The sequence below is a fragment of the Megasphaera massiliensis genome, from assembly GCF_036305205.1.
GTDB classification, from domain to species: domain Bacteria; phylum Bacillota; class Negativicutes; order Veillonellales; family Megasphaeraceae; genus Megasphaera; species Megasphaera massiliensis.
This window is the reverse complement of the sequence record NZ_JAXIXE010000047.1, coordinates 1-25,814: the sequence shown is the minus strand read 5'-3', so window position 1 is coordinate 25,814 and position 25,814 is coordinate 1. Positions and strand designations below refer to the sequence as shown.

Sequence of the window (25,814 nt, the reverse complement as noted above, 5' to 3'; positions counted from 1 at the left end):
CCACCTGTTCCCATGCCGAACACAGCAGTTAAGGCCGCAAACGCCGAAAGTACTTGGGGGGAGGCCCCCTGGGAGGATAGGAAGCCGCTGATTCAGCAAAGAAGCACTAGCAAATGCTAGTGCTTCTTTTGTTATATGAATCATGAAATAAAAATTACGACGGATGTCGAAGACGACTGGATTGCGGCTGTCGAAATGATGTACAGGCCTTTAAGACGGATGCGAAGCGACTAGTCTGCCGTAAGAGTTAGATGTGGCAGCTTTTAAGACGGATGCCAAAGACCGCGAGACTGCCGTTACTGGCCCATATGGCCTCTTGCAAGGATGAGTGTCAAAGAGAATCAGACTGCCGCAGTCAGTACCCTACGGTTCCGTTTTACTGTCAGGGAATTCCAGACATATCGGATTTTTTCAATACTGCAGTTATCAGCACCTTGTGCTTGCCTGTTACCTTTAAAATCTTTACGGACCACTGACTGCAATCTTTCATCCCATAGCAATCATTGCCAATCAGCAGTCCGAATGATTCAGTGCCAATCCCGTATCCCGATTTCACACTCACTTTTTCATTCTTTGAATAATAGCTATTCACTATAATACATATAATTATAGTAACTGATAATTTGGTCAGAAAATGATTTTTTCGGGCACTTATGCAATTATTTTAAGCCATTTATGCTGATACAGAAAAGGATAAGCAACAAGCCGTGTATATCCTTTGTATTTTGAATACATCGCAGATATATGGAGACTGTTTGTTGTCATTCTACTTTGAATGTGGTATAAATGTGTATGTAACTAAGAAAGGGGAGTTGATTCATATGGTAAAAAGTGTTGCAGCACCGCAGGCAAAGGGGAAGAGTGCTGAAGATAAAATTTTTGGCGCCAACAATCGAGCCGTTGCTTTGACAGAAAAATTAGGGGCTGATAAGGTCATTAACGGGACCGTCGGTTCTTTGCTTGATGAAGACGGCAATTTGGTTATGCTCGATGTTGTGCAAAAAGCTTATAAGGCCTTGACTCCGAAAGAAATCGTCGCTTATGCACCGATTCAGGGCTATCCCGATTATCTGGAAGCTGCCATTGACCAGTGCTTTGGTGAATCTCGTCCGGACGGCTACATTCGTGCCTGTGCTACGTCCGGTGGTTCCGGCGTTCTCCATCACGTCATTCACAACTACTCCGAATGGGGTGATGACATCCTGACCAGTGACTGGCATTGGGGTGCTTACGGTTCCATGTGCCACGATAACGGGCGTAACCTGCGGGAATTCAACTTACTGACGGACGATGGGAAATTTAATTTCCAAAGCTTCAAAGAACATGTCAGTGCTATGGTTGCCAAACAGTACAACACGGTTATCATCATGAATTCTCCGGCCAATAACCCGACTGGTTTTGGTCTGTCCGACTCTGAGTGGGATCAGGTACTGTCCTTCCTGAAAGATGTCGTCAAAGGCCAGGATAAAAATATTATCTTCGTCTCTGATGTAGCTTATCTCGACTACAGCGGTGAAAAACATGAATGCCGCAAGTTCTTCAAAAAATTCGGTAACATGCCGGACAATGTCTTCATCATCGTGGCCTATACCTGCAGCAAGGGATTTACCATGTATGGGCAGCGAATGGGGGCTATGATCGGTATTACCCAGAATAAAGATATTGCCGATGAATTTGTTGCCATTAACCAGTATACCAGCCGTGCTACGTGGTCTAACTCCAACAGCGCTGCCATGAAGGTCATGGCTAATATCTGCAAGGATCCGGCTAAAGTTGCTGAACTCGATGCTGAACGGGCCAAGTATTTTCATCTTATTCAGGAACGGGCCGATTTGTTCATGAAGGAAGCCGATGAATGCGGTTTAAAATATCTGCGCTATATTTCCGGATTCTTCATTACCATCCCCTTAATCGGGGCTCAGAAAGTCTGTGACGAATTGGAAAAGGAAAATATCTTCCTCGTTCCTTTGGAAAAAGGTATCCGTTTGGCGGTCTGCTCCGTTTCCAAGAAAAAAATTCAGGGGCTGGCTGCGAAGATTAAAGCGACCTTTGATGCCGTCGGCGTTCAGCAGTAACGGCTGAGGAAAGGATTGGGCTTATGTTTAAAACTATCGGTGTCTGCGGAACCGGCAATATGGGACAGGCTATCGTCAAAGGCCTGGTAGTTTCGAAGGCTATGGCTGCAGATCATATCTATCTGTACAATATCCATCGGGAAAAAGCGGATGCCTTAGCGAAAGAGACGGGAGCTGTTGTCGTCGATTCACCGCTGAAATTAGCAAAGCTCTCCCATGCGCTTATTATGGCCGTCAAGCCGAATATGATGGAGAAGGCGATTTATGCTGTTAGTGACGGACTGGCAGCGGACACGGTTCTCATTTCTATTGCCGCCGGCCTCTCTCTGGAAAGCCTTGCCGGCTATGCCGGAGAGAAGACTAAAATCGTTCGCGTCATGCCCAATACACCTGCCATGGTCGGGGAAGGCATGGCTTCGATTTCGTCGAACGACATGGTGACGGCAGAAGAAACGGCTGATGCCGTCGATATTTTTTCCAGCTTTGGTAAGGCGGAAGTCGTCGATGAAAAATTGATCGACGCCGTCTGCGGTCTCAGCGGCAGCGGTCCGGCCTATGTCTACTTGTTTATCGAAGCCTTGGCTGACGGTGCCGTCCGCGAAGGGATGCCGCGGCAGATGGCCTATACCTTTGCGGCTCAGACTGTCTTAGGGGCGGCGAAGATGGTCTTAGAAACGGGAACCCATCCCGGAGCCTTGAAAGATGCCGTCTGTTCTCCAGGCGGTACGACCATTGAAGCCGTACAGACTTTGGAAGAAAACGGTTTTCGGGCTGCGGTCATGAAGGCTGTCAGTGCTTCGGCAGAAAAAAATAGAAATCTTTAATCTCATTACCCGTTGAAGGTTTGAAAACCTTCTCCGGGTAATTTTTTTTATTTTTTAGTAAAATAGAGGGACACTTTTCGTTATAAATCGTTTATAAATGGCTTTGTTATGCGATTTTTAGATAATTTAAAAATTACAAAAAGTAATAATAAAAATAAGATTTAATTATTTTTACTTCATAAACTCAAGAATTTTACGGAGTAATATGCAAAATAGTAAAGAATATTGTGATTTATATCGAAAATAGGCATATGATTATGTCTAAATGTAATTTACAAACATTACTTTCAGGTATATAATAACAAGCATAGAAACTGTATCCGGATACAATCTAATATGAGAAACGGCGATGCCCATAATTTTTTATGGACGAGCCCATGCCTCTTAAAGGCGTGACACGTGTATTTTTTATGAAAGGGTGTTATGTAATGGTTATCTTGGCCTTACTCCCGATTCTATTTCTCATTGTAGCATTGGGATTCTTGAAGATGGCCGGTTGGAAAGCGTGCCCAATCGCAGCCATTATCGCATTTATTGTTGCTGTGGCCGTGTATGACATGCCGGTTCCCATCGCTATTTCGGCAGCCTTAGAAGGGGTTGCCCTGGCATGTTGGCCGATTTTGCTGGTCATCGTTATGGCGCTGTTTGCCTATAAGTTGACGGTTGCAACGGGCAGCCTGGAAATTATCAAACAGATGCTGACCACGGTTAGTGAAGACAAACGTGTACTGTTCCTGCTCATCGCTTGGGGCTTCGGTACTTTTATGGAAGGCATGGCCGGGTTCGGTACGGCTGTTGCTATTCCGGCAGCTATGTTGGTTGCCCTCGGCTATCCGCCAATCAAGACCATCGTTGCCTGCTTGATTTCTAACGCTGTAGCGCCTTCGTTCGGTTCCATCGGTATTCCGACGACGACGATGGCTGCTGTTACGGGTCTTGATTCCGGTGTCTTGGCTACGAAGGTTTCCATCGTATCCTTTATTCCCGATCTGATCGTTCCGTTCTTAATGGTTATTTGTATCGGCGGCGGCCTGAAAGCCATCAAGGGCGTCGGAATCGTTACTCTTCTTTCTGGTTTAGCCCTGGCTATTCCGCAGCTGCTCATTTCCGTGACCATCGGTGCTGAACTTCCGGTCATGGTTTCGTCCATCATCATCATGGCTGTTATCGTCCTTTATTCCAGAGCCTGCAAGACGACGAGCAATCCGGAATATCAGGTTGATTTCAAAACTGATGATCAGAAAGCCGTTTCCTTTGGAGAAGGCGTAAAAGCTGCTATGATTTTCATCTTGATCTTCGTCCTTCTCGTTGGAACGTCGAAACTCTTCCCGTTCATCAACGGACCGCTGGCTTCTATTAAAACGACGGTTCCGATCTACGCCGGTGCCGGTGCCAAACCGTACACCTTTACGTGGATTGCCGTTCCGGGCATCATGATTTTCATTGCCTCCGTTTTAGGTGGCTTGTATCAAGGTGCTTCCATCGGTAAAATCGCTCAGGTCTTTAAAGACAACTTCGTCGGCCTGCGCTTTACGTACTTGACGATCATCACCGTTGTCGTCGTCGCGAAACTGATGACCTATTCGGGTATGACCAAAGAAATCGCCGATGCCCTCGTCTTTGCAACCGGTAACGGTTATCCGGTTTTCGCTCCCTTCGTTGGCGGCTTAGGTGCTTTCATCACCGGGTCGTGCACGAACGCCAACGTTCTCTTTGGGCCGCTCCAGACGTCAGTTGCCTCAAGCCTCGGCATGAGTCAGCCCTGGCTTGCCGGTGCCAGCTCTCTTGGCGGTTGTATCGGCAAGATGCTTTCTCCGCAGAGTATTGCCCTTGGTATCGGTGCTGTCGGTGCCGTTGCTGACGGTAAGGAAGGCGAAATCATGCGCGGTACTGTCGGTTATTGCCTCTTCTTGCTGGTCATTGCCGGTATCATCACGATCGTAGCTCCCAGCGTCGTTCCTTTCTTAGTCAACTGATATATAGTAGGCAGGCATGAAAGAGTATGCTGCATATCTATGTAGCATACCCTTTTTCTAACAGGAACAATGTGATATAATCTGTTGTGAAATGTTCCTCATACGAAACGTTTCCTTATAGGAATAATACAATATTACTTTAAAGCATAGTAAAAATTCGTAAAAATAATCGCAATTTAAAGTTTTTCGTTTGTTGCCGGTTTATTTAAAAATAAACTGCTCTTATGATAAGTTATCATGGAATAGTGCAAATCAATCGAAAAGTGATATGCGTAAAATGTGCAAATGTAATTTACATGCATAGCAAAGTAGAGTATAATGATACCTGTAAGAGATAAACGAAGAATAAACACAACAGACTAGTTTATATTTTCGTTATATTCGGTCTTAATCTGGAAGTCCTTTCCGGATGTAAATAAGTGTTATGCTTATTCTTTTCATTATTTGGAGGTATGTATTATGGCAAAAGGTAAAGTTTCACCAGAGTTAATTGAACAGTTCAAACAAATCGTCGGCGAAAAGTACGTTTATACGGACAAAGAAAAACTCGAACCGTATTCCCACGATGAAGTAACGGACCCTCATTACATGAAAGAACCGCAGGTCGTCGTTCTCCCTGCTACGACGGAAGAAGTTTCTAAAGTCGTAAAACTCTGTTATGAAAACGATACAGTTATGGTTCCGCGTGCTGCCGGTACGGGCCTTGCAGCCGGTGCTGTTGCTACGTTCGGCGGTGTCATCATCTCCATCGAACGCATGAACAACATCATCGAAATCGACAAAGAAAACATGGTCTGTGTTACGGAACCGGGCGTTACGACGGCCGTTCTCCAGGAATCCGTTCAGAAAGAAGGCCTCTTCTACGGCGGCGACCCCTGCAGTGGGGACTCCTGCTTCATCGGCGGTAACGTTGCTACCAACGCCGGTGGTAACCGCGCTGTTAAATACGGTGTAACCCGCGATCAGGTCATGGGCATGGAAGTCGTTACTCCGAGCGGCGAAGTTGTAACCCTTGGCGGTAAATTCCGTAAAAATGCTACGGGCTACATGCTGATGCACCTCTTCATCGGTTCTGAAGGTACCCTTGGTATCATCACCAAGATTTACCTCAAATTGGTTGCTCTTCCGAAATACCAGATGGACCTCTTGGCAGTATTCGACAACCTCGACGACGCTATCGCTTTGACTCCGAAAGTCATGGGCGCCGGCATCACTCCGGTCTGCGTCGAATTCATGGACAACGCTTCTATCAAACAGGTTGAAATCTTCCTCGATGAAAAACTGCCGAAATCCGACATCGGTAACTACATCATCATCCAGATCGCCGGCGACAGTGAAGACGTTCTTGATGAACAGTGCGAAAAAATCGTCGAATTGGCTGAAGAAAACAACGCTATCGACTCCTTGGTTGCTGACCCGGCTGTCATTTGGAAATCCCGTAAAGCATACCTCGAAGCTGACCGCGCTCGCAGCTTAGTCTTCTCCATGGAAGATATCGTCGTTCCCATGACGGAAATCCCTGACGCTGTACAGCAGATTTCCCGCTTGGCTGAAAAATACAATGTTGCTATGCACTGCGCCGGCCACTGCGGCGACGGCAACGTCCATATCGATATCTTGAAAGATGACCGCACTCAGGAAGAATGGGAAGAAATGCTCCCGAAAATCCAGGGCGAAATCTATGCTCTCGTTTACCAGCTCGGCGGCCGCCTCTCCGGCGAACACGGCATTGGCTACAAACGTGAAGCTCTCCTCGAAAAATACACGGACCCGGTTGAACTCAGTATGATGAAAGCTGTTAAGAAAGCATTGGATCCGAAGAATATCATGAATCCGGGCAAAGTTGTCAGCATCAACGACGAAGTTCCGGTCGAAGAATAAGTTTTACAGTTGTATACTAAGGGAAAAGGGCAAGGCCAAGGCTTTGCCCTTTCTCTTTAGAGCTATGAAATGCTATGAAAATAGCGCGGATTTAGAAAGGGTGTGTACGTATGCAGAAGTTTGCAGTGCCTTTTGGCAAAGAAAAGATCAAATTTGAACTGCCGGATGAACAGGTAGCCGGCGTTCTCGTTTCCCATGCTCACGAATATAAAGCACCGAAATCGGAAGAAGAACTCGTTGCCGATGCTTTGGCTAACCCCATTGGCAGCCCGAAACTGAGCGAATTGGCCAAAGGTAAAAAAACTTGCGTCATTATTTCCAGTGACCATACTCGTCCCGTACCGAGCCATGTCATCATGCCGCAGCTCCTGGCTGAACTGCGCAAAGGAAATCCGGACATCGACATCACCATCCTCATCGCAACGGGGATGCATCGCCCGACAACGCAGGATGAATTAGTCGCGAAATACGGTAAAGAAATTGCCGAACATGAAAAATTCTCCATCCATGTCAGCCGTAACGACGAAGACATGGTCAGCATCGGTACCTTGCCGTCCGGCGGCGAATGCCTCATCAATAAACTGGCTGCTAATGCCGATCTGCTCATTTCGGAAGGCTTCATTGAACCTCATTTCTTTGCCGGCATGTCCGGTGGCCGTAAATCCGTTTTGCCGGGGATTGCCAGCAAGATTACGGTCTTGGCTAACCACTGCTCCGAATTCATCGCTAGCCCTAATGCCCGTACGGGTATCTTGAAAGGCAACCCGATTCACGAAGATATGCTCTACGCTGCGAAGGCAGCTAACCTGGCATTTATCTGCAACGTCGTCATCGATGCCGATAAGAAGGTCATCGCTGCTTTTGCCGGCGACCGCGAAGAAGCCCACTATGCCGGCGTCGACTTTGAAATGAAATTGGCCGGTGTAAAACCGATTCCGGCTGACATCGTCATCACGACCAACGGCGGCTATCCTCTGGACCAGAACATTTACCAGTCCGTAAAAGGCATGACGGCTGCTGAAGCTACGTGTAAAGATGGCGGCGTCATCATCGATGTATCGTCCTGCTCCGACGGTCACGGCGGCGAAGACTTCTACAACAACTTGAAGAATGCTACGTCTCTCCAGAAAGCCATGGATGAAATCCTGGCCCGCGGCCGCAACGAAACGGTCTTTGACCAGTGGGAAGCTCAGATTCTCATGCGTATGCTCCTGCGGTTTACGATCATCATGGTTACGGAAGCTCCGAAACAGATGATTGAAGACATGCACATGAAATACGCTTCGTCCATCGAAGAAGCTTTGGCTATGGCAAAAGACGTATTGGCTGAAAAAGGCGTTAAGGAACCGAAAGTCACGGTTATTCCTGACGGCGTATCGGTTATCGTAAAATAAGCTTTTCGGCTGATTATTAAGATCATGAATAATGAAACGGCTCTGTAAAGGTGAACCCTTTATGGAGCCGTTTTTGTCTTGCAATGACCTATAAAGTATCATATAATGAGTGAGATATTGTTTTGGCATGGATAAAAGGGGGAATTGCCTTGGCAGGGTTAGAAACAACACTGGTATTCGACATCACCATGATTCTGCAAGTCGTGCTCATCGATTTGGCCTTAGGCGGCGATAATTCGATCGTCATCGGCATGGCAGCTAAAAATCTGCCTGCACATCTGCAAAAGAAAGCTATTTTATACGGAACGGCAGGGGCTATCATCCTGCGATTTATCATGGCTTTTATCGTGTCCTGGCTGTTCCAGGTGCCTTTTTTGAAGACTCTCGGCGCCGTCCTGCTCGTTTTCATTGGCATCAAGCTCATCGGAGCCGATGAGGCCGCCGAAGATATCCACGTCGAAGCTAAGGACTCCTTATGGGCGGCTGTGCGGACGATTATGATGGCCGATGCCCTCATGAGTTTAGACAACGTACTGGGGATCGTCGGGGTCACGAATAACCACTGGGGCCTTTTGATGTTCGGCATGCTCATTTCGGTTCCGATCATCGTCTTTGGCAGCACTGTCGTCGTTAAAGTCATGAACCGGTTCCCTATTTTAGTCTATATCGGCGGAGCTATCCTCGGCTGGGCTTCCGGCGGCATGGTGGCAACGGACCCGTATTTAGCGCAGTATGTCGGCTGGGCAGCCGCTAATCCGACAGCGATGAAACTCGTCTTGTTGGGCGTTACCGTCGTCGGCGGTTTTCTTTGGAAATCCCTTCACCGGGGAGGGAAAATTGCGGTCTAGATAAAGAAAAAACTTGACATTTTCTTCCAGTGTGATATTATATATAAGTCAGGTAACGGGGCGTGGCGCAGTTTGGTAGCGCGCTTGGTTCGGGACTAAGAGGTCGCAGGTTCAAATCCTGTCGCCCCGACCATTTTATATATCGGTATTTATCCCGAGAATACAGTAAGCGATATATAAAGCATGGAGAGCTGTCCGAGTGGCTGAAGGAGCATGATTGGAAATCATGTATAGGGCGAACGCTCTATCGTGGGTTCAAATCCCACGCTCTCCGCCATAAGAAAAAGACGATCACGAAAGTGGTCGTCTTTTTTTATCTTTCATCAAAAATGTGTTTGCGGCTAACATTTTCTTTACCTACATGGATGGCGTCGCTCACGCCGTTTTGCCGCATCATGGCCTGTGCAGCTTTTGGACTATGTACGGTATGTCCGATTCTATCATGCCCGAAGACAGTGAAAGTGTCTCTTTTTAATAAGGAATCGGCAGTACTGTTAAAGAAGATATATAATATTATAGTATATAAAGGAGGTGGCGTCCGTTGTTGACGTTTCCTTCTGAGACATCTGATGGAGTGACCGGAATCCCGTGAACCCATCGATATTTTCCTTGCAATTCAAGGCCCGATGTGATAAACTATTCTAGCATAGGTTTTGAATGATTGATATAGAAAGAGGTGTAAGTGGTGAAAGAAGGTATTCATCCGAAGTATTATACGAATGCCAAGGTAACTTGCGCATGCGGCAATACGTTTGAAACAGGTTCTACGAAACCGGAACTGCGTGTTGAAATTTGCTCTCAGTGCCATCCGTTCTTTACGGGTCAGCAGCGTGCTCAGCAGGCTCGTGGCCGTATCGAACAGTTCAATAAACGTTATGGTAAAACAGGTAAATAATCAGCAGTACAAGTGGGCAGCAGAGCAGAAATGCTCTGCTCTATTTGTATGTAGAGAAAGGGAGGTAACGCTTTGAAGAAACCGAAGATTTATGTCGGCGGTCAGGCTGTCATCGAAGGGGTTATGATGCGCAGTCCCCAAACGATTGCCACGGCTGTTCGGACACCGTCCGGTGAAATTACGGTAAAAAAAGAGCCTATTCGGTCCATTTCCGAACGGTTTCCGATTCTGAAGAAACCCTTTTTGCGGGGAACCGTAGCTTTGGTCGAGTCCCTCATATACGGCATGAAGAGCCTCTCTTATTCGGCACAGGCTGCCGGTGAAGAAGAGGAACAGCTTTCGAGCTGGCAAATGGCCCTCACCATGGGGATTTCTGCCCTCTTGGCTATCGTCTTCTTCTTGGTCATCCCTACGTACGCTGCTAAATTTATTCCCGGCGTTACGGACAGTGCCTTTCGGCTCAATGTCGTCGAAGGGATTTTGCGCCTGGCTATATTTCTATTATATATATGGGCCATTTCATTGACGGCAGACATCCGCCGGGTCTTTGAGTATCACGGAGCCGAACACAAGACGATTTGGACCTATGAATCCGGTGAAGAATTGACCGTTGAAAATGTCATGCGTCATACCCGCCTCCATCCGCGGTGCGGCACGAATTTCCTGCTCATCGTCATGGTCGTGTCGATTTTCGTCTTTGCCTTTTTGGGCTGGCCGAGTTTCATCGAACGTGTCTTGTCCCGTATCGTCCTCATGCCTGTCGTTGCCGGTATCAGTTATGAAATGATACGCCTGGCCGGGCGCACGACGAATCCCGTCATTCAAACCATATTCCGACCGGGTCTGTGGCTTCAATATCTGACGACCCGTGAACCGCATCCCGACCAGATAGAAGTTGCCATCGAAGCTATGAAGGCTGCGAAACCGGCTGACGACGGCGATGTTACAGAGATAAAGTAAGGAGAGAATTATGAGCTCATTTATGGATAAAGTACAGGCCGTGGAGAATAAATTCATGGACCTGGAACAGCAGATCAGCGACCCTGCGGTCATTGCCCGTCAGGAAGAATGGCAGAAGCTGACGAAGGAACATGCGTCGCTCATGCCCCTTGTCGAAACGTTCCGCAAGTATAAGGACATCACCCATACGATAGAAGGGGATCAGGAAATCTTGAACGACCCCGACAGCGATGATGACCTCATGGCCATGGCTAAGGAAGAAATGAACGGCCTTGTAAAAGAACAGGCCGACCTTGAAGATCAGCTGCACATCCTCATGCTGCCCAAGGACCCGCGGGATGACAAAAACGTCATCATGGAAATCCGCGGCGGTGCCGGCGGCGACGAAGCAGCCCTCTTTGCCGGCGATCTATTCCGCATGTATATGAAATATATCGAAAAGCAGCCCGGCTGGAAGACGAGTATTATCAGCTCTAACGAACCGGAATTGGGCGGTTTTAAAGAAGTCGTATTCTCTATCGAAGGATCCGGTGTCTTTGGCAAGCTGAAATATGAATCGGGCGTCCACCGCGTTCAGCGTGTCCCCGTTACCGAAGCCGGCGGCCGTATCCACACGTCAACGGCGACTGTTGCCGTTCTGCCGGAAGCAGAAGACGTTGAAATCGATCTCAATATGGACGATGTCCGCGTCGATTATTTCCGTGCCTCCGGTGCCGGCGGTCAGCACGTCAATAAGACGAGTTCTGCCGTCCGCATGACCCATATTCCGACGGGCATGGTCGTCGAATGTCAGGACGAACGGTCGCAGCTGGAAAATAGGGCCAAAGCTCTTCGCGTCTTGAAAGCCCGTCTCCTCGATCAGGCTCAGCAGAAAGCGGACGCCGAACTGACGGAAGAACGGCGCAGCCAGGTCGGTACGGGTGATCGTAGTGAACGAATCCGCACGTACAACTTCCCCCAGGGCCGGGTAACGGACCACCGTATCAACCTGACTTTGTACAAACTCGATAACGTCTTAAACGGTGATATCGACGAATTTATTCAGGCTCTGGCTGAAACTCGCCGAGCTGAACTGATGAAAGAAGCAGAAAATGAATAAGATTTGGACCATCGGTGCCTTGCTGCAATGGACTCAGCAGTACTTTGCAGAAAAAGGCATCGATTCACCGCGTCTGGATGCAGAGATTCTCTTGGCCCATGTCTTAAAAAAAGAGCGGATTTATTTATATGCCCATTACGATGAGCCCATGAACGGTGAAGAACTGGCGGCGTATCGGGAATTGGTGAAAAAGCGGGGGAGCCGTTTATCCGTCGCCCATATCTTGGGAAACCAGGCTTTTATGGGACTTGATTTTAAGGTCAGCCAGGATGTGCTCATCCCGCGGCCGGAAACGGAGATGCTCGTAGAAACCGTGATAGCGGCGGCTAAGGGAACAAAGCCTGTCGTCATCGACATCGGCACGGGAAGTGGTGCCATTGTTCTCAGTCTCTTGTCGTACTTACCGGAGGCGACGGGATTTGGTGTCGATATTTCCCCGAAGGCCTTGGCCGTGGCCGCCGAGAATGGCCAAACCTTGGGTCTTAGCGACCGCGTAACCTGGCTTGAAAGTGACCTTTTCACGGAGGTCCCGGCCATGGCCTGTGACTGGCTGGTGTCGAATCCGCCTTATCTGACGGCTCAGGATATGGCAGATCTTCAGCCTGAAGTGCGCCATGATCCGGAACTTGCCTTGTACGGCGGTGACGATGGGCTTTCTGTTTACCGGAGACTGGCTGAGACCTCGCCGTCCTATGTCAAAGGCGGCGGCCACTGTGCCGTCGAAATCGGGGCCGGCCAAGCCCCGGATGTCATCGACATTTTCTGCCGGACCGGTGCCTATCACCATGAACAGACCGTTAAAGATTATGGCGGCATTGACAGAGTCCTGTTATTTACAAGAAAAGAGTAATAGATCATGAAGCAGACGAAACTTGTAGAAATTACGGATATAGAGCAACAGAAGGAGATTCTTGAAGAAGCCGGAAGGATTATTCGTGACGGCGGACTGGTCGTCTTTCCGACGGAAACGGTGTATGGAATCGGTGCTAACGGCCTTGATGCCGACGCCTGCCGCAGTATTTATGAAGCGAAAGGGCGTCCCAGTGACAATCCTTTGATTTTGACCGTTCCCGACGAAGAAGGGGCCCTTCAGGCAGCGGCAGTCATCTCGCCGACGGCGCAGAAATTGATGAATTATTTCTGGCCCGGTCCCTTGACCATCGTCCTGCCCAGAAAACCCATCGTTCCCGATGCGGCTACGGGAGGCCTCGATACGGTGGCCCTGCGCTGCCCTGATCACGATATCTGCCGGGCTTTTCTGCGCTATGCCGGCGTTCCTGTAGCCGGTCCCAGCGCCAACTTATCGACTCGTCCCAGTCCGACGACGGCGGCTGAAGTCATGCACGACATGGACGGCCGTGTCGATATGGTCATTGATGGAGGTCCCTGCCACATCGGCGTTGAATCGACAATCGTTGAATGCAATGGCGACGACAAGGTAACCATCCTTCGTCCCGGCGGCGTTACCATTGAAATGCTCAAGGAAATCGTGCCCATCGTTGAAATGGATACGACCCTGGTGACCGGCAAGGGGGTTCCCAAGGCGCCTGGCATGAAGTACCGCCATTATGCACCGTCAGCACCGATGACTGTCGTTGTAGGGACGGAAGACAAGGTAACGGAAAAGCTGCAGTCTCTGTATGAAGTACTTAAGGCAGAAGGGAAGACCGTCGGCTTCTTGGTCAGTGAAGAAGTAGGCAGTCATTTTCCTCATAAAAACATGTACGTCTGGGGCCATCACGACGACAAAGAAGCCTTGGCTAACCAGCTCTATACAGGGCTCCTTTCCTTTGACAGCGACGTCGTCGACGTCATCTTAGCCGAAGGCGTCGATGATGAAGGGCTCGGCCTTGCTATCATGAACCGCATGAAGAAAGCTGCCGGCGGTCATGTCATCGTCGTTGATTAAGGCTTTTCGCAAAGCCCGGGAAGATGTATAATAAGATAGAATTATACCAGCACACAGACAGGGAGGATTTAATGATGAAATTAGTACTTGGCGCCGATCACGGCGGATTTGAACTGAAGGAAAATATCAAAGAATATTTGAAAGAAGAAGGCATTGAATTTACCGACTACGGCACCTTGAGCGGCGATCGCTGCGACTATCCCGACGTTGCCAAAAAAGTTGCCGAAGCTATTGCCGACGGTACCTTTGACCGAGGCATCCTCGTTTGCGGCACCGGCATCGGCATCGGCATTGCGGCCAATAAAGTTCACGGCATCCGGGCAGCTCTTTGCCACGATACCTTTTCGGCAGAATTCTGCCGCCGCCATAACGACGCCAACATTCTGACCATGGGCGGCCGCGTTATCGGACCGGGCCTGGCCAGAGAAATCGTTCGTATTTTCCTGTCCACCGGTTTTGACGGCGGCCGTCACGCTGAACGCGTTGCCAAAATTGCCGACATGGATAAATGAGGAAGGAGTATTCACACATGCATGTACAAGTAATGGATCATCCGCTTATTCAGCATAAAATCACGCTCATGCGCAAAAAAGAAACGGGGTCGAAGGACTTCCGCAACCTCTTAGAAGAAATCACCATGCTCATGGGCTATGAAATCACGCGGGACCTGCCGTTGGAAAATGTAGCCATCGAAACGCCGGTCGCTACGATGACGGGCAAGCAGATCAGCGGCAAGAAACTGGGCATCGTCCCCGTTCTTCGCGCCGGTTTGGGCATGGTTCAGGGGATGCTGAACCTCATCCCCATGGCGAAAGTCGGTCATATCGGCCTCTATCGCGACCCGCAGACTCTGGAACCGGTTGAATATTACTGCAAACTGCCTGATGTTGAAAACCGCGACTTCATCATTGTCGATCCCATGCTGGCTACCGGCGGCAGTGCTTCGGCAGCCATTACCCTGCTCAAGGATAAGGGTATCAAGAACATTAAGCTCATGTGCTTGGTAGCCGCTCCTCAGGGCGTTCAGAAGGTCAACGCCGATCACCCTGACGTTCGCATCTACGTCGCCGCCCTTGACGATACCTTGAATGACCAGGGCTATATCGTTCCCGGTCTTGGCGATGCCGGCGACCGTATCTTCGGTACGAAATAAGACGCTTTTATTACGGCATATAAAAAAATCACCTCCCATATTGCTTGGGAGGTGATTTTTTGTCTGTTAATGGCCGCAGGAAGCGAGGCTGTGAATCGATTCCAATTCATAAGGCGTTTCCTGATAGACGATATTCAGCCAATTGTGGTAGAAGAGGTGGGCGTAGCTGCACCATGTGAAGTACGGTTCCTTGGTATCGTTGTCGCCCGGGTAATAGTGCTTGGGGACGGCGATGGGAAGGCCTTTTTTCTTATCCCGCAGGTACTCTTCTTCGAGGGTCCGGCGGTCGTATTCGAAGTGGCCGAGGACGAAGAAGCGGCGGTGGTCCGGCGTACCGATGATGTTGATGCCGTTTTCGGCGGACCGCGACAGGATTTCCAGTTCCGGTGTGTTGTAGACGGCAATGTCATCTATGGCCGTATGGCGGGACTGGGGAATGAAGTAGCGGTCATCGAAGCCCCGGAGGAGGGGATGATGCTTCTGAGTCAGTTGGTATTCAAAGATACCGAAGAGCTTGGAAGACAGATCCCGTTTGTGGATGCCGTAGTAGTGGTAGAGCCCGGCTTGGGCGCCCCAGCAGAAGAGGAGCGTCGAAAAGGCATGGGTCTTGGCCCAGTCGAAATAGGTCTTCATTTCCGGCCAGTAGTCGACGGATTCAAAGGGAATCTGTTCGACCGGCGCGCCGGTAATGATCAGGCCGTCATAGTAGCGGTTCTTAATGTCTTCGAAGACGTAGTAGTTTTCATCGAGGTAAGAGGCATCGGTATGGGTACTCTGATGCATTTCCGTATGGCAGAAGTCGACTTCGACCTGGAGCGGCGAGTCACCGAGCAGGCGCAGGAGCTGGAGCTCCGTGGGCTTCTTTAAAGGCATCAGGTTGAGGATGAGGATGTGCAGGGGCCGGATGTCCTGATGGAGGGCCAGCCCCTTATCGATGGTGAAAATCCCCTCGTCGTGCAGTTTTTCTTTGGCGGCAAGCCCGTCGGCAATTTTAATCGGCATAATCCGGTCCTCCCTGCGAAAAGATACTTAAATAGATTCCAGTGCGTTTTCGACGGCAGCTAAGAGGTCTTCAATGTTTTCGAGACCGATGGAGATGCGGACCGTACCGGGCGTAATGCCGCAGGCGCGCTGGGCTTCTTCGGAAAGCTGCTGATGTGTCGTCGAAGCCGGGTGAACGAGGAGCGACTTGGAGTCGCCGACGTTGGCCAGGTCCGAGAAGATATCGGCGCTGTCGATGAATTTGCGGGCTGCCGTATAGCCGTCTTTGAGTTCAAAGGAGAAGATAGAACCCGTTCCCTTGGGGAAGTATTTCTGAGCCAATTTATAGTACGGCGAAGACGGCAGGGACGGATAGTTGACCTTGGCGACTTTCGGGCTGTTTTCTAAGAAATCAGCGATTTTCTGGGCATTGGCAACGTGGCGTTCGATGCGCAGCGACAGCGATTCAAGGCCCTGGATGAGGAGCCAGGCGTTAAACGGGCTGATGCAGGCGCCGAGGTCGCGGAGGGCTTTGGCGCGGATGCGGGTGACGAAGCCGGCGCCGGGAATATCCTTGGCGAAGTTGACGCCGTTATAGGACTGATCCGGCGAAGCGAATTCTTGGAAGCGTCCCGAAGCTGCCCAATCGAATTTACCGTTTTCTACGATGAGGCCGCCTAAGGTCGTGCCGTGGCCGCCGATGAATTTCGTAGCAGAATGGACGACGATGTCAGCACCGTGGTCGAGAGGACGGAAGAGGAACGGCGTTGCAAAGGTATTGTCGACGATGACCGGCAAGCCGTTTTCATGGGCAATGGCTGCGATGGCTTCAAAGTCGGGAATATTGATGGCCGGGTTGCCGAGGCTTTCGAGGTAAATGGCCTTGGTCTTGTCGTTGATGTATTTAGCAAAGGACTGCGGATCATCGGGATCGGCAAAGTGCGTCGTAATGCCGAGATGTTTGAACGTTTCCGTAAAGAGTTCGACCGTGCCGCCGTACAGGGTAGGAGCAGCGATGATTTCGTCGCCGGCGCCGGCCAGGTTGATGATGGAGTAGGCGATAGCCGATGCGCCGCTGGCCGTAGCAAGACCGGCTGTGCCGTTTTCAAGCGCGGCGATTCGTTTTTCCAGGACGTCCTGGGTCGGATTGGTCAAACGGCTGTAGATGAAGCCCGGGTCTCTCAATGCAAAGCGGTCTTCTGCCTGCTGCGTATCTTTAAAGACGTAAGACGTCGTCTGGTAAATAGGAACGGCACGGGAACCCGTCGTCGGATCCGGAACCTGACCTGCATGCTGTTGTAACGTTTCGAATTTGTAGTTTTTGTTTTCGCTCATAATACATTTCCCCCTGATATCTTAAAAAATATAATGTAGTATAAACTTGAAAGCCTTGTAATAAAAAAAGCTTCCATCCCTATGTAAGGGACGGAAGCACCGTGATACCACCCAATTTCACCTATCCTTCACAGGATAAGCCTCTTCAGGTACGCAGGCAAATCTTGCCCTCAATACCTTAGCACTGTAACGGGTGCGCCCGGACGGTCTAATTATTCGACCAGCCTGCTCGGAGTCCATCTTCCACGATGCTCATTGCATTCCCTTCCACCAAATCGGGAACTCTCTGTGCCAAGTCCTATCGTGTACTCTTCTCTTCATTGCAACACTATCAAGTTGTTGACGTAAGTCTATCATCAAAACGAGGTCTTGTCAAATGATTTTTCGAAAAAAATTCAAGAAATTTTAAGTTAAACGTTCTAATATAAAGGTACTGCTTAAATATATAATGATATATATAGTATGCGAAAGCGGAATCATCAGCTATGCGGAGGCGGAAGAGTCCTTCCGGTCGGGGATTTATCCGGGAAAAGCTTGAAAAAAGTAAAATAATTGTTGACAAGGGGCAGTGAAATCTGTAAAATAAATAAGTAAGCTTTTCACTTGGACTCCATTAGCCCCGGAGAAAGAGCACCAAAAGCTTGGTCAGTTAGTTAATCAGGGAGGAATTACACAGCATGAAAACTACATTTATGGCCAATGCAGGCAACATCGAACGTAAATGGTTTGTTGTTGACGCTGAAGGCCAGACATTAGGCCGTCTTGCTGCCGAAGTAGCTAAAGTTCTTCGGGGAAAACATAAACCTACTTTTACCCCGCATGTCGATACAGGCGATTTTGTAATTGTAGTCAACGCAGCAAAAGTTAAATTGACTGGTAAGAAATTAATCCAGAAGACCTATTTCCATCATTCCGGTTATCCCGGTGGATCTAAATTCACTCAGGCCGGCCATCTGCTCGAAACACGGCCGGAACGTGTTGTTGAAATGGCAGTTCGCGGTATGCTCCCGAAAAATAAATTGGGTGAACAGATGTACCGTAAACTGAACGTCTATGCAGGCGCTGAACATCCGCATCAGGCTCAGCAACCTGAAGTTTTGAAGTTAAACATTCGCTAATTAATACCGGGAGGAAGATTTCATGGCAGTAGCACAGTACTACGGCACTGGCCGTAGAAAGACATCCGTTGCTAGAGTTCGTCTGGTTCCGGGTCAGGGTAATATCACCGTCAATAAAAAAGAATTGAACGAATATTTCGGTCGTAAAACGCTGGAATTGGTTATTAAACAGCCCCTCGTACTCACAGGTGTAACCGAACAGTACGACGTCATCGCTGACGTTAAGGGCGGCGGTCCGTCCGGCCAGGCCGGCGCAATCCGTCACGGCATCAGCCGCGCTCTGTTGGAAGTCGACAGCGATTTCCGTCAGGCACTGAAAAAAGCCGGTTTCCTCACGCGTGACCCGCGTGAAAAAGAACGTCGCAAATACGGCCTCAAGAAAGCTCGTAAAGCTTCTCAGTTCTCGAAACGTTAATATTTTTCCAAGATATTTTCGTCAAACCTATGCAATTAAAAAGGGGTATCTCACAATGGGTTTCCATTCTGAGACCCCTTTTTTGTATCTTTTTGAAGGGAAGCCCTTGGCTGACAGGAAGGGTCCCGATACTTCGGTGCGGGACCTTTTTGGCGTAGAGAAAACTGGCCTCTGAGCCTCAAAAATGATAAAATGTATAGGAAAATAAACGATGTTACTTATCATAAAGGGGGATTTTTTATGTTTACCTATTATATGCCGACGCAGGTGTTTTTCGGGAAAAACTGTATTGCCGAGTCAGGTCAGGTGTTAGCCGGTTTGGGGAAACGGGCCTTATTGGTCACAGGCCGTCATTCCGCCAAGGTCAACGGCTCTCAAGATGCTATTACCGGAAAACTTGATGAATTAGGCATTGCCTGGTATCTCTTTGACGATGTTGAAAACAATCCCTCTATCGATACGATCCGCAGAGCCGCATCTCTTGCCAAGGAGAAGGGTGTTGACTTCGTCGTCGGTATCGGCGGCGGTTCGCCCATGGATGCCGCTAAGGCCATTGCCCTGCTCTGCACGGATGATCTCGACGATGAACGGCTTTTCAAAGGACCTTACAAAAAGCCCTTGCCCATCGTGGCCGTGCCGACGACGGCCGGAACGGGGAGTGAAGTGACCAAAGTCAGTGTCCTTACCAATGTTCATGCCGGGACCAAGCAGTCCATCAATACGCCTTTTATTTTTCCGGTCTATGCCTTTGCCGACCCGACTTATACGGAAAGCGTGTCCCAGACCGTTACCATCGACACGGCCATCGATGCCTTGAGTCATGCCGTGGAAGGCTATATGTCCACCATGTCGACGCCCATGAGCGACGTCTGGGCCGAAGAAGCCATGCGCTTTATCGGCCTCCATCTGACCGACTTGAAGGGGGATATTCCCTATGCCGTCCGGGAAGATTTGCTCTATGGGTCCATGCTGGCCGGCCTTACCATTGCCCAGACGGGAACGACCATGGTTCACAGCATGGGCTATATGCTGACCTATTATCGCGGCATCACTCACGGCCGGGCCAACGGCCTGCTTTTGCAGGCTTACATGAAACTCATGGAAGAATCTATGGCCGATAAGGCGGAACGCGTCTGGGCCATCCTCGGCCTTTCCGGGAGCGAAGACTTTGCAGCCCTTATGACGAATCTTATGGGCGATACGGTGGGACTCACCGATGATGAAATTAAAAAGTTCGTCACCATGACCCTGCCGACCAGCGGTATTCAGCGAACGCCTTATGACGTAACGGCCGCAAATTTGACGACAATCTACAAAGGGCTGTAATCGGAGGCCGCCTGATTCAATATAGGAGGAATAGTATGGCAGAATTATTAGCGCCGGCAGGCTCTTTAGATAACGTACTTACGGCCATTGATGCCGGTGCCGATGCCGTTTATTTTGGCGGCAAGAGCTTTAATGCCCGCCGCTTTGCACATAATCTAGACGATGAAGAAATCGTCCGAGCCGTAAGAACGGCCCATTTATTTGGCGTAAAAGTATACGTCACGGTCAATATTCTCATGGCCGATACGGAACTCGATGACCTGACAATCTATTTGAAGTCCCTTGATAAGGCCGGTGTCGACGGTATCATCGTCCAGGACATGGCGGTGGCACTCTTAGCTCGCCGCGTCGTGCCCGACCTGCCCCTTCACGGCAGTACGCAAATGACCGTGGCCGATTCTGACGGTGTCCGTTTCTTGGAAGAAAACGGCTTCACCCAGGCCGTCTTATCTCGTGAATTATCTCTTGCCGATATACAGTCGGTCTGTGCTTCGTCGCCTCTTGCCATTGAGGTATTCATCCACGGGGCATCCTGCATGGCCTATTCCGGCCAGTGCCTGATGAGCAGCTTCCTCGGCGGCCGCAGCGGAAACCGCGGGGCTTGTGCCCAGCCTTGCCGTCAGCCTTATACTTTAGTTCGCGACGGTAAAGCGGTCATGAAACAAGAAGCCTATGTGCTCAGCCTCAAGGATTTAAAAGGCCTTGATTATATCGACGACCTCCTCGATGCCGGCGTCACGTCCTTTAAAATCGAAGGCCGCATGAAGGGAGACACCTATGTCAGGACCGTCGTCACGGCGTACCGCAAGGTCATCGACGCCCATAACAGCAGCCCGAAAGCCCGTAAAGAGGCTCATGATGAAGCGGCAGCCTTATTGACCTCGGCCTTTAACCGCAGCTACCAAGACGATTTTTTAAGAGGGATGGTCCAGCGCCGAACCCTGACTGAGAAGAATCCCTCGGGCCGGCAGACGGCATCTGATGCCGCCGTTGGCCTTACGCGAAAGATTCCGATTTACGCCCATGTCGATGTCGACGGTGATGGGCGATTAGAGCTTACCCTGTGGGATGAAAAGGCCCATACGGTAGTGGTTGCGGCGGACTTTCTGCCTCAGCCGGCTTCGAAGCGTCCGGCAACGATCGATTACTTGAAAAAACAGTTGGGCCGCCTTGGCGAGACGCCTTTTGCCCTGGCTGAAGTGACGGCCTGGGATGAAACCAAGATGATTCCGGCCAGCGTCTTAAATGACCTTCGCCGTCAGGCTGCAGATGCGCTGACGGAAGTTATTTTGGCTGATTATCACCGGCCGGCGGCAGGTACGGTGATGCCGATATCGGAAACGGTCGTTGAGGTAAAAAAAGGCGAGGTCATGGAACTCGTCGTCCGCTGCGATACCGTCGACGGTGTTGCGGCAGCGGCCGAAAAGGGAGCAGACGTCATTATCTTCGGCGGCGAATCGTACCACCATCGTCCTTTCCTCCAGAAGGATTGGCAGGCAGCCGTCAAGGCAGCTCATGATTCCGGTGCGGCCTTATGGGCCGGAACGCCGCGCATCGTTCGTGAAGCCCATAGAGCGGCCGTACAAGGCGAACTCGAACGGGCTGCTGCATCCGGCATCGACGGCATTTACGTCGGCGCCATGGCTGTCTTTACGATGGCTAAAAAGGTCGGCAGCGGCCTTCCTATCCGAGGAGACTGGTCTCTTAATATCTTCAACAGTCAGGCTGCCTCAGCCTATGCGTCCCTCGGCTGCAGCGGTATCACGGCGTCTCTTGAAGCGACGCTGCGACAGATCCGTGACATGGCCCGCAAGAGTCCTTGTCCTGTTGAAGCCGTCGTTGAAGGCCGTGTAGAAATGATGGTCACCGAATCGTGTGTCATCTCATCCTTTGCCGGCAATGGCAAAAAGAAGGGCTGTCCCAATGTCTGTCAGGGTGGAGCCTATGCCCTGCGCGACCGCCGGGATGAAGACTTCCCCGTCGCTACCGACCAGTATTGCCGCAATCATATCCTAAACAGCCGTGACCTCGACATGGCTCCCTACTATAAAGACCTCGTCCGGGCCGGCATTGCCGCCATTCGCATCGAAGGCCGAGGCCGCAGTCCGAAGTGGCTGGCTGAGCAGGTTGCCCGCTACCGCCGCCTCTGTGACGGGACGGAAACCCTGGTTCTGGGAAAAGAAGACCAGACCGTCACCCGAGGTCACTTCTTCCATGGAATTTTATAATACAGGAGTATTCATAGATGAATAAACGAAGTATGAGAATTTTGGGATTCTACCAGATTCAGCACATGTTGGTGCGCCTGGCTCCATCCCGCTTGTCGAAGGAAATCGCCCGTCGTTTGAAACCGATGAGTGATGCCGAAGCCATTGACCGGCAGTTGACCGACACGGAAGAAGCCGTCCGCTGCACGCAGACCGAGACCGGCACGCCTTTTGGCGGCATCGTCGACATCCGGCAGGCTCTGGAAAAAGCCAAGCGCGAAGTAACCCTCGATTCTCGTGAATGTATAGATGTATGGAACAATCTTCAGCATTACAGTGAAATCAGTTCTTTTTTTGCTGACCGGGCAGTAGAATACCCGCACCTGGCTGAACAGGCCGAAGTCATCGGTGACTTTTCGCAGCTTTCCCATTCTTTTGCCACGGTCTTTGACAACAACCACCAGATTCGCGACAATGCGTCACCTCAGTTGATGCGCCTTCGCAGCCGCATCGTCGAACTGGAACGGCAGACGAAGCGCTACGTCAATAACGTCCTGCAAAATAAAGAGTACCAGAAATTTTTCCAAGATGCCTTAGTCACCGTTCGAAACAACCGCTACGTCATTCCCATCAAGCAGGAATACCGCCATGCCTTTCCCGGCATCGTCCACGATACGTCGGCCAGTGGTTCAACTCTCTACATCGAACCCTTGGCCATCGTCAACGCCAACAACGACCTGCAGTCGGCCCGCATTGAAGAAACGCGGGAAATCGAACGGATTTTCCGCCGTCTGACTGCTAAGGTCCAACAGCAGTACACAGAACTCTATGACAGCACCCTTTGCGTCGGTCAGTTGGAATTTATTTTTGCCAAGGCCCAATTAGCTCGGCAGATGAAGGCCTGCCGTCCTGCCGTTTCCAAGACGCGGCAGATCAAGCTCATCCAGGCCCGCCATCCCCTCATCGATGCCAAGTATGTCGTGCCTAATACGATCGTCCTCGGCGGCGACTACCGGATTTTGCTCATTACCGGCTCCAATACCGGCGGTAAGACCGTATCCATGAAGACCTTGGGCCTCTTGGTCCTCATGCACCAGGCAGGACTTTTTATCCCTGTTGAGGAATCGTCGGAACTGCCCGTCTTCCGCGACGTCTTTTCCGATATCGGTGACGAACAGGATATCTCTCAGAACCTGAGTACCTTTTCCAGCCATATGAAGCAGCTGGTCTATATCTTGAAGCACTGCGGTCCGGACGACCTCATCCTGGCCGACGAACTGGGCTCCGGGACCGACCCGGCAGAAGGCAGTGCCATTGCCATCGCCATCTTGGACTCCCTCTATCAGAAGGAATCCTATGTCATGGTCACGACCCATTACAATGATTTGAAAAACTACGCCTATAATACGCCGGGTATTGAAAACGGCCACGTCGAATTCGATATGGAAACCCTGAAGCCGACGTATAAACTGCGCATCGGCTCGGCCGGCAGCTCTCATGCCTTCAGCATCAGCGAACGGCTCGGCATGCCTAAATCGGTTCTCGAAAAGGCCAAGGAACTGCGCAGCAAAGCCCAGGATATGGATATGGAAAAAGTCCTGACCCAGCTCAATGCCCAGGCTAAGAAGTTGGACGAAGAACAGGCAGAACTGACGTATCGCCTGAAGGAAGCTCGGAAATTAGAAGACGACCTGCGTCGGGAAAAGGACAAGGTCACGTCCAAGCGGCAGGATATCATCGATGCCAGCCGCCGTGATGCCGTCGACCTTAAACGCAGTCTCCGCATCGAAGCCGAAAAGATTATCCGTGAACTCAAGGCGCAGACCAAAGAGACCTTGTCCGATCGCGAAAAGGCGAGGGCCATTGAGCAGGCTCGTCGGGCAATCCAGCAGATTTCCCTGCCCGAAGCGGAAAAACCGCACCGCGATCCCATCGACCGCAGTCAGTTAAAAGTGGGGCAGCAGGTCTTCGTCAACACCTTGGACAGCATCGGTACCGTCGAAGACATGGGCAGCAAGCAACTTACCGTATCCCTGCGGGGCATGACGGTCCGCGTCAAATTCAGTGACGTCAGCGCTCCTTATCTCGACGAATTGAAGAAAGAAAAACAGGCTGAAAAGAAAGCTGCTGCCAGCTCTTCCTATCGGCCCATCCGCTCGTCCCGGGTGGCGACGGAACTCAACATCATCGGCAAGACCTTCAGCGAGGCCCTGCCCGATGTCGAACGTTTCCTTGATCAGGCCCTGGCCGCCGGTTTCAGTCCGGTGAAAATCATCCACGGCAAGGGAAGCGGCGCCCTGCGCCGGCAAATCCATGCCTTTTTGGATGACCAGCCCTTCGTACAAAAATATCAGCTCGATGACGTCGACGGCGGCGGTGCCGGCGTTACCTTAGTATACTTCTGATGAGTGCAGAATCCTCTGTCTTTTGGTAAATAATCAAAAGGCAGAGGATTTTTTTGTAAATCTTTCGGGGAAAACGTTGACAGGATAGTTGTAATATGATATATTACAACTATCCTAATTGTAATCAATTATATTACATCTAAAAACAATATTTATGTGTATCCTATGAAAAGAGAAAGGGTGTTGTATGATGACAAAGAAGATTGCTGTTGTTGCTGCTGGTGGGAAAGTTTCTCGCAAAGTTATTACGGAAGCCGTTAACCGCGGGTTCGACGTTACGGCCTTTGGCCGAAAAGCTGAAAACATGACTGATGCTCAGCATTATGTACAGAAAGATATTTTAGATTTGACGGCAGGCGACTTGAAAGGCTTTGACGCCGTCGTCGACGGCTTCGGTGCCTGGACACCGGAAACCTTGCCGGATCATTCGACGACGACAGAACATCTTAGCCGGATTTTAAGCGGAAGTCCTACTCGCCTGCTCATCGTCGGCGGTGCCGGATCGCTCTTTGTCGATAAGGAACATACCATGGCCTTGTCGGATACGCCGGACTTTCCCGATGACTATAAGCCTGTTGCCACGGCTATGGGCGATGCCCTCAAATTGCTCCGCCGTCACGACGACGTCAATTGGACCTATATCAGCCCGGCTGCCGACTTCCGTGCTGACGGTGAACGGACCGGGAAATATATCTTAGCCGGCGAAGAATTTACTCTGAACAGCAAGGGCGAATCGATTATTTCCTACGCCGATTATGCCATTGCCATGGTCGACGAAATCGAAAATGGCGACCATATCAAACAGCGCATCAGCGTCGTCGAAGCATAACGAATTATATAGATTATATAGAAAAAGCTTCCATGAAGAAAAAATGAACTGCTACCCGTCAAGTAGACACTCGAAAAAACATAAATAGATTTTGTTTCTGCCACCGGTTTCCGGTGGCAGTTTTTTATGCTGCCAGCCAATAGCTGGCATGTTTTTCCATTGGCGTTACTACTCCCAGATTTCT

21 protein-coding genes, 2 tRNA genes, 1 rRNA gene and 1 other annotated feature are annotated in these 25,814 nt (G+C 50.3%); of the genes, 22 read left to right on the top strand and 2 right to left on the bottom strand.

From position 1 onward, the window contains the following. From rrf to upp, 16 genes are all read left to right on the top strand, one after another. A 5S ribosomal RNA gene (gene rrf / locus UCI88_RS10495) occupies positions 1-93 on the top strand; the annotation flags it as partial. Between the two features lie 728 nt (positions 94-821). Continuing rightward, on the top strand, positions 822-2,075 hold the full coding sequence (locus UCI88_RS10490; RefSeq protein WP_044505019.1) for a pyridoxal phosphate-dependent aminotransferase: 1,254 nt from the start codon (positions 822-824) through the stop codon (positions 2,073-2,075). A gap of 23 nt (positions 2,076-2,098) precedes the next feature. Next, positions 2,099-2,899 (top strand): pyrroline-5-carboxylate reductase, encoded by an 801-nt coding sequence (gene proC / locus UCI88_RS10485; RefSeq protein WP_256180356.1) that lies wholly within the window; start codon positions 2,099-2,101, stop codon positions 2,897-2,899. 428 nt (positions 2,900-3,327) lie between these two features. Further along, positions 3,328-4,875 carry an L-lactate permease gene (locus UCI88_RS10480; protein ID WP_081651741.1) on the top strand — a complete coding sequence of 516 codons (1,548 nt, stop codon included), beginning with the start codon at positions 3,328-3,330 and terminating at the stop codon, positions 4,873-4,875. A gap of 459 nt (positions 4,876-5,334) precedes the next feature. After that, positions 5,335-6,756 (top strand): FAD-binding oxidoreductase, encoded by a 1,422-nt coding sequence (locus UCI88_RS10475; RefSeq protein ID WP_044505017.1) that lies wholly within the window; start codon positions 5,335-5,337, stop codon positions 6,754-6,756. 110 nt (positions 6,757-6,866) lie between these two features. Beyond that, complete coding sequence (gene larA, locus UCI88_RS10470) at positions 6,867-8,150, top strand: nickel-dependent lactate racemase (protein WP_044505016.1); 1,284 nt, start codon at positions 6,867-6,869, stop codon at positions 8,148-8,150. Between the two features lie 149 nt (positions 8,151-8,299). Beyond that, positions 8,300-8,998 carry a TerC family protein gene (locus tag UCI88_RS10465; protein ID WP_044505015.1) on the top strand — a complete coding sequence of 233 codons (699 nt, stop codon included), beginning with the start codon at positions 8,300-8,302 and terminating at the stop codon, positions 8,996-8,998. A gap of 56 nt (positions 8,999-9,054) precedes the next feature. Next, positions 9,055-9,131 (top strand) — tRNA-Pro (locus UCI88_RS10460). 52 nt (positions 9,132-9,183) lie between these two features. Next, positions 9,184-9,275 (top strand) — tRNA-Ser (locus tag UCI88_RS10455). Positions 9,276-9,683: 408 nt separating this feature from the next. Beyond that, positions 9,684-9,893, top strand: a complete 210-nt coding sequence (gene rpmE, locus UCI88_RS10450; protein ID WP_044505013.1) for a 50S ribosomal protein L31 — start codon at positions 9,684-9,686, stop codon at positions 9,891-9,893. 72 nt (positions 9,894-9,965) lie between these two features. Further along, the gene (locus UCI88_RS10445) at positions 9,966-10,853 is read left to right on the top strand and encodes a DUF1385 domain-containing protein (protein ID WP_256180357.1); all 888 of its coding nucleotides are present in this window, start codon (positions 9,966-9,968) and stop codon (positions 10,851-10,853) included. Positions 10,854-10,863: 10 nt separating this feature from the next. Beyond that, positions 10,864-11,952 (top strand): peptide chain release factor 1, encoded by a 1,089-nt coding sequence (prfA, locus tag UCI88_RS10440; protein ID WP_044505010.1) that lies wholly within the window; start codon positions 10,864-10,866, stop codon positions 11,950-11,952. Then, on the top strand, positions 11,945-12,802 hold the full coding sequence (prmC, locus tag UCI88_RS10435; protein ID WP_256180358.1) for a peptide chain release factor N(5)-glutamine methyltransferase: 858 nt from the start codon (positions 11,945-11,947) through the stop codon (positions 12,800-12,802). The genes prfA and prmC overlap by 8 nt, the downstream gene beginning before the upstream one ends. A 6-nt stretch (positions 12,803-12,808) precedes the next feature. Further along, positions 12,809-13,861 carry an L-threonylcarbamoyladenylate synthase gene (locus tag UCI88_RS10430; RefSeq protein WP_044505008.1) on the top strand — a complete coding sequence of 351 codons (1,053 nt, stop codon included), beginning with the start codon at positions 12,809-12,811 and terminating at the stop codon, positions 13,859-13,861. A 74-nt stretch (positions 13,862-13,935) separates the two neighbouring features. After that, positions 13,936-14,373: a ribose 5-phosphate isomerase B gene (gene rpiB / locus UCI88_RS10425; RefSeq protein ID WP_044505007.1), complete on the top strand. Its 438-nt coding sequence runs from the start codon at positions 13,936-13,938 to the stop codon at positions 14,371-14,373. A 17-nt stretch (positions 14,374-14,390) separates the two neighbouring features. Beyond that, the gene (upp, locus tag UCI88_RS10420; RefSeq protein ID WP_044505006.1) at positions 14,391-15,014 is read left to right on the top strand and encodes a uracil phosphoribosyltransferase; all 624 of its coding nucleotides are present in this window, start codon (positions 14,391-14,393) and stop codon (positions 15,012-15,014) included. A 66-nt stretch (positions 15,015-15,080) separates the two neighbouring features. On the opposite strand, the gene UCI88_RS10415 is transcribed toward upp, so the two are convergent. Continuing rightward, positions 15,081-16,016: a homoserine O-succinyltransferase gene (locus UCI88_RS10415; protein ID WP_256180359.1), complete on the bottom strand. Its 936-nt coding sequence runs from the start codon at positions 16,014-16,016 to the stop codon at positions 15,081-15,083. A gap of 27 nt (positions 16,017-16,043) precedes the next feature. Further along, on the bottom strand, positions 16,044-17,330 hold the full coding sequence (locus UCI88_RS10410) for an O-acetylhomoserine aminocarboxypropyltransferase/cysteine synthase family protein (protein ID WP_256180360.1): 1,287 nt from the start codon (positions 17,328-17,330) through the stop codon (positions 16,044-16,046). 83 nt (positions 17,331-17,413) lie between these two features. Beyond that, positions 17,414-17,660 (bottom strand) — a binding site (T-box leader). 347 nt (positions 17,661-18,007) lie between these two features. Here UCI88_RS10410 and rplM point away from each other — a divergent pair. The 6 genes from rplM to UCI88_RS10380 all read left to right on the top strand — a co-directional run bounded on the left by rplM (position 18,008) and on the right by UCI88_RS10380 (position 25,630). Next, positions 18,008-18,448, top strand: a complete 441-nt coding sequence (gene rplM / locus UCI88_RS10405; RefSeq protein ID WP_062412212.1) for a 50S ribosomal protein L13 — start codon at positions 18,008-18,010, stop codon at positions 18,446-18,448. A 22-nt stretch (positions 18,449-18,470) separates the two neighbouring features. Beyond that, positions 18,471-18,863 carry a 30S ribosomal protein S9 gene (gene rpsI, locus UCI88_RS10400; protein ID WP_044505002.1) on the top strand — a complete coding sequence of 131 codons (393 nt, stop codon included), beginning with the start codon at positions 18,471-18,473 and terminating at the stop codon, positions 18,861-18,863. A 240-nt stretch (positions 18,864-19,103) separates the two neighbouring features. Next, positions 19,104-20,189, top strand: coding sequence for an iron-containing alcohol dehydrogenase family protein (locus UCI88_RS10395; protein WP_256180361.1), 1,086 nt, complete (start codon positions 19,104-19,106; stop codon positions 20,187-20,189). A 35-nt stretch (positions 20,190-20,224) separates the two neighbouring features. After that, positions 20,225-22,417, top strand: a complete 2,193-nt coding sequence (locus tag UCI88_RS10390) for a U32 family peptidase (RefSeq protein ID WP_256180362.1) — start codon at positions 20,225-20,227, stop codon at positions 22,415-22,417. Between the two features lie 17 nt (positions 22,418-22,434). Continuing rightward, a complete protein-coding gene (locus UCI88_RS10385; RefSeq protein ID WP_256180363.1) occupies positions 22,435-24,801 on the top strand; it encodes an endonuclease MutS2 in 2,367 nt (788 codons plus the stop codon). A gap of 187 nt (positions 24,802-24,988) precedes the next feature. Beyond that, positions 24,989-25,630: an NAD(P)-dependent oxidoreductase gene (locus UCI88_RS10380; RefSeq protein ID WP_256180364.1), complete on the top strand. Its 642-nt coding sequence runs from the start codon at positions 24,989-24,991 to the stop codon at positions 25,628-25,630. Positions 25,631-25,814 lie beyond the last annotated feature (184 nt).

Coding starts and splice junctions, on each gene's coding strand:
- UCI88_RS10490 (WP_044505019.1), top strand. CDS start 822: ATGGTAAAAAGTGTTGCAGCACCGCAGGCAAAGGGGAAGAGTGCTGAA.
- proC (WP_256180356.1), top strand. CDS start 2,099: ATGTTTAAAACTATCGGTGTCTGCGGAACCGGCAATATGGGACAGGCT.
- UCI88_RS10480 (WP_081651741.1), top strand. CDS start 3,328: ATGGTTATCTTGGCCTTACTCCCGATTCTATTTCTCATTGTAGCATTG.
- UCI88_RS10475 (WP_044505017.1), top strand. CDS start 5,335: ATGGCAAAAGGTAAAGTTTCACCAGAGTTAATTGAACAGTTCAAACAA.
- larA (WP_044505016.1), top strand. CDS start 6,867: ATGCAGAAGTTTGCAGTGCCTTTTGGCAAAGAAAAGATCAAATTTGAA.
- prfA (WP_044505010.1), top strand. CDS start 10,864: ATGAGCTCATTTATGGATAAAGTACAGGCCGTGGAGAATAAATTCATG.
- prmC (WP_256180358.1), top strand. CDS start 11,945: ATGAATAAGATTTGGACCATCGGTGCCTTGCTGCAATGGACTCAGCAG.
- UCI88_RS10430 (WP_044505008.1), top strand. CDS start 12,809: ATGAAGCAGACGAAACTTGTAGAAATTACGGATATAGAGCAACAGAAG.
- rpiB (WP_044505007.1), top strand. CDS start 13,936: ATGAAATTAGTACTTGGCGCCGATCACGGCGGATTTGAACTGAAGGAA.
- upp (WP_044505006.1), top strand. CDS start 14,391: ATGCATGTACAAGTAATGGATCATCCGCTTATTCAGCATAAAATCACG.
- UCI88_RS10415 (WP_256180359.1), bottom strand. CDS start 16,016: ATGCCGATTAAAATTGCCGACGGGCTTGCCGCCAAAGAAAAACTGCAC.
- UCI88_RS10410 (WP_256180360.1), bottom strand. CDS start 17,330: ATGAGCGAAAACAAAAACTACAAATTCGAAACGTTACAACAGCATGCA.
- rplM (WP_062412212.1), top strand. CDS start 18,008: ATGAAAACTACATTTATGGCCAATGCAGGCAACATCGAACGTAAATGG.
- rpsI (WP_044505002.1), top strand. CDS start 18,471: ATGGCAGTAGCACAGTACTACGGCACTGGCCGTAGAAAGACATCCGTT.
- UCI88_RS10395 (WP_256180361.1), top strand. CDS start 19,104: ATGTTTACCTATTATATGCCGACGCAGGTGTTTTTCGGGAAAAACTGT.
- UCI88_RS10390 (WP_256180362.1), top strand. CDS start 20,225: ATGGCAGAATTATTAGCGCCGGCAGGCTCTTTAGATAACGTACTTACG.
- UCI88_RS10385 (WP_256180363.1), top strand. CDS start 22,435: ATGAATAAACGAAGTATGAGAATTTTGGGATTCTACCAGATTCAGCAC.
- UCI88_RS10380 (WP_256180364.1), top strand. CDS start 24,989: ATGATGACAAAGAAGATTGCTGTTGTTGCTGCTGGTGGGAAAGTTTCT.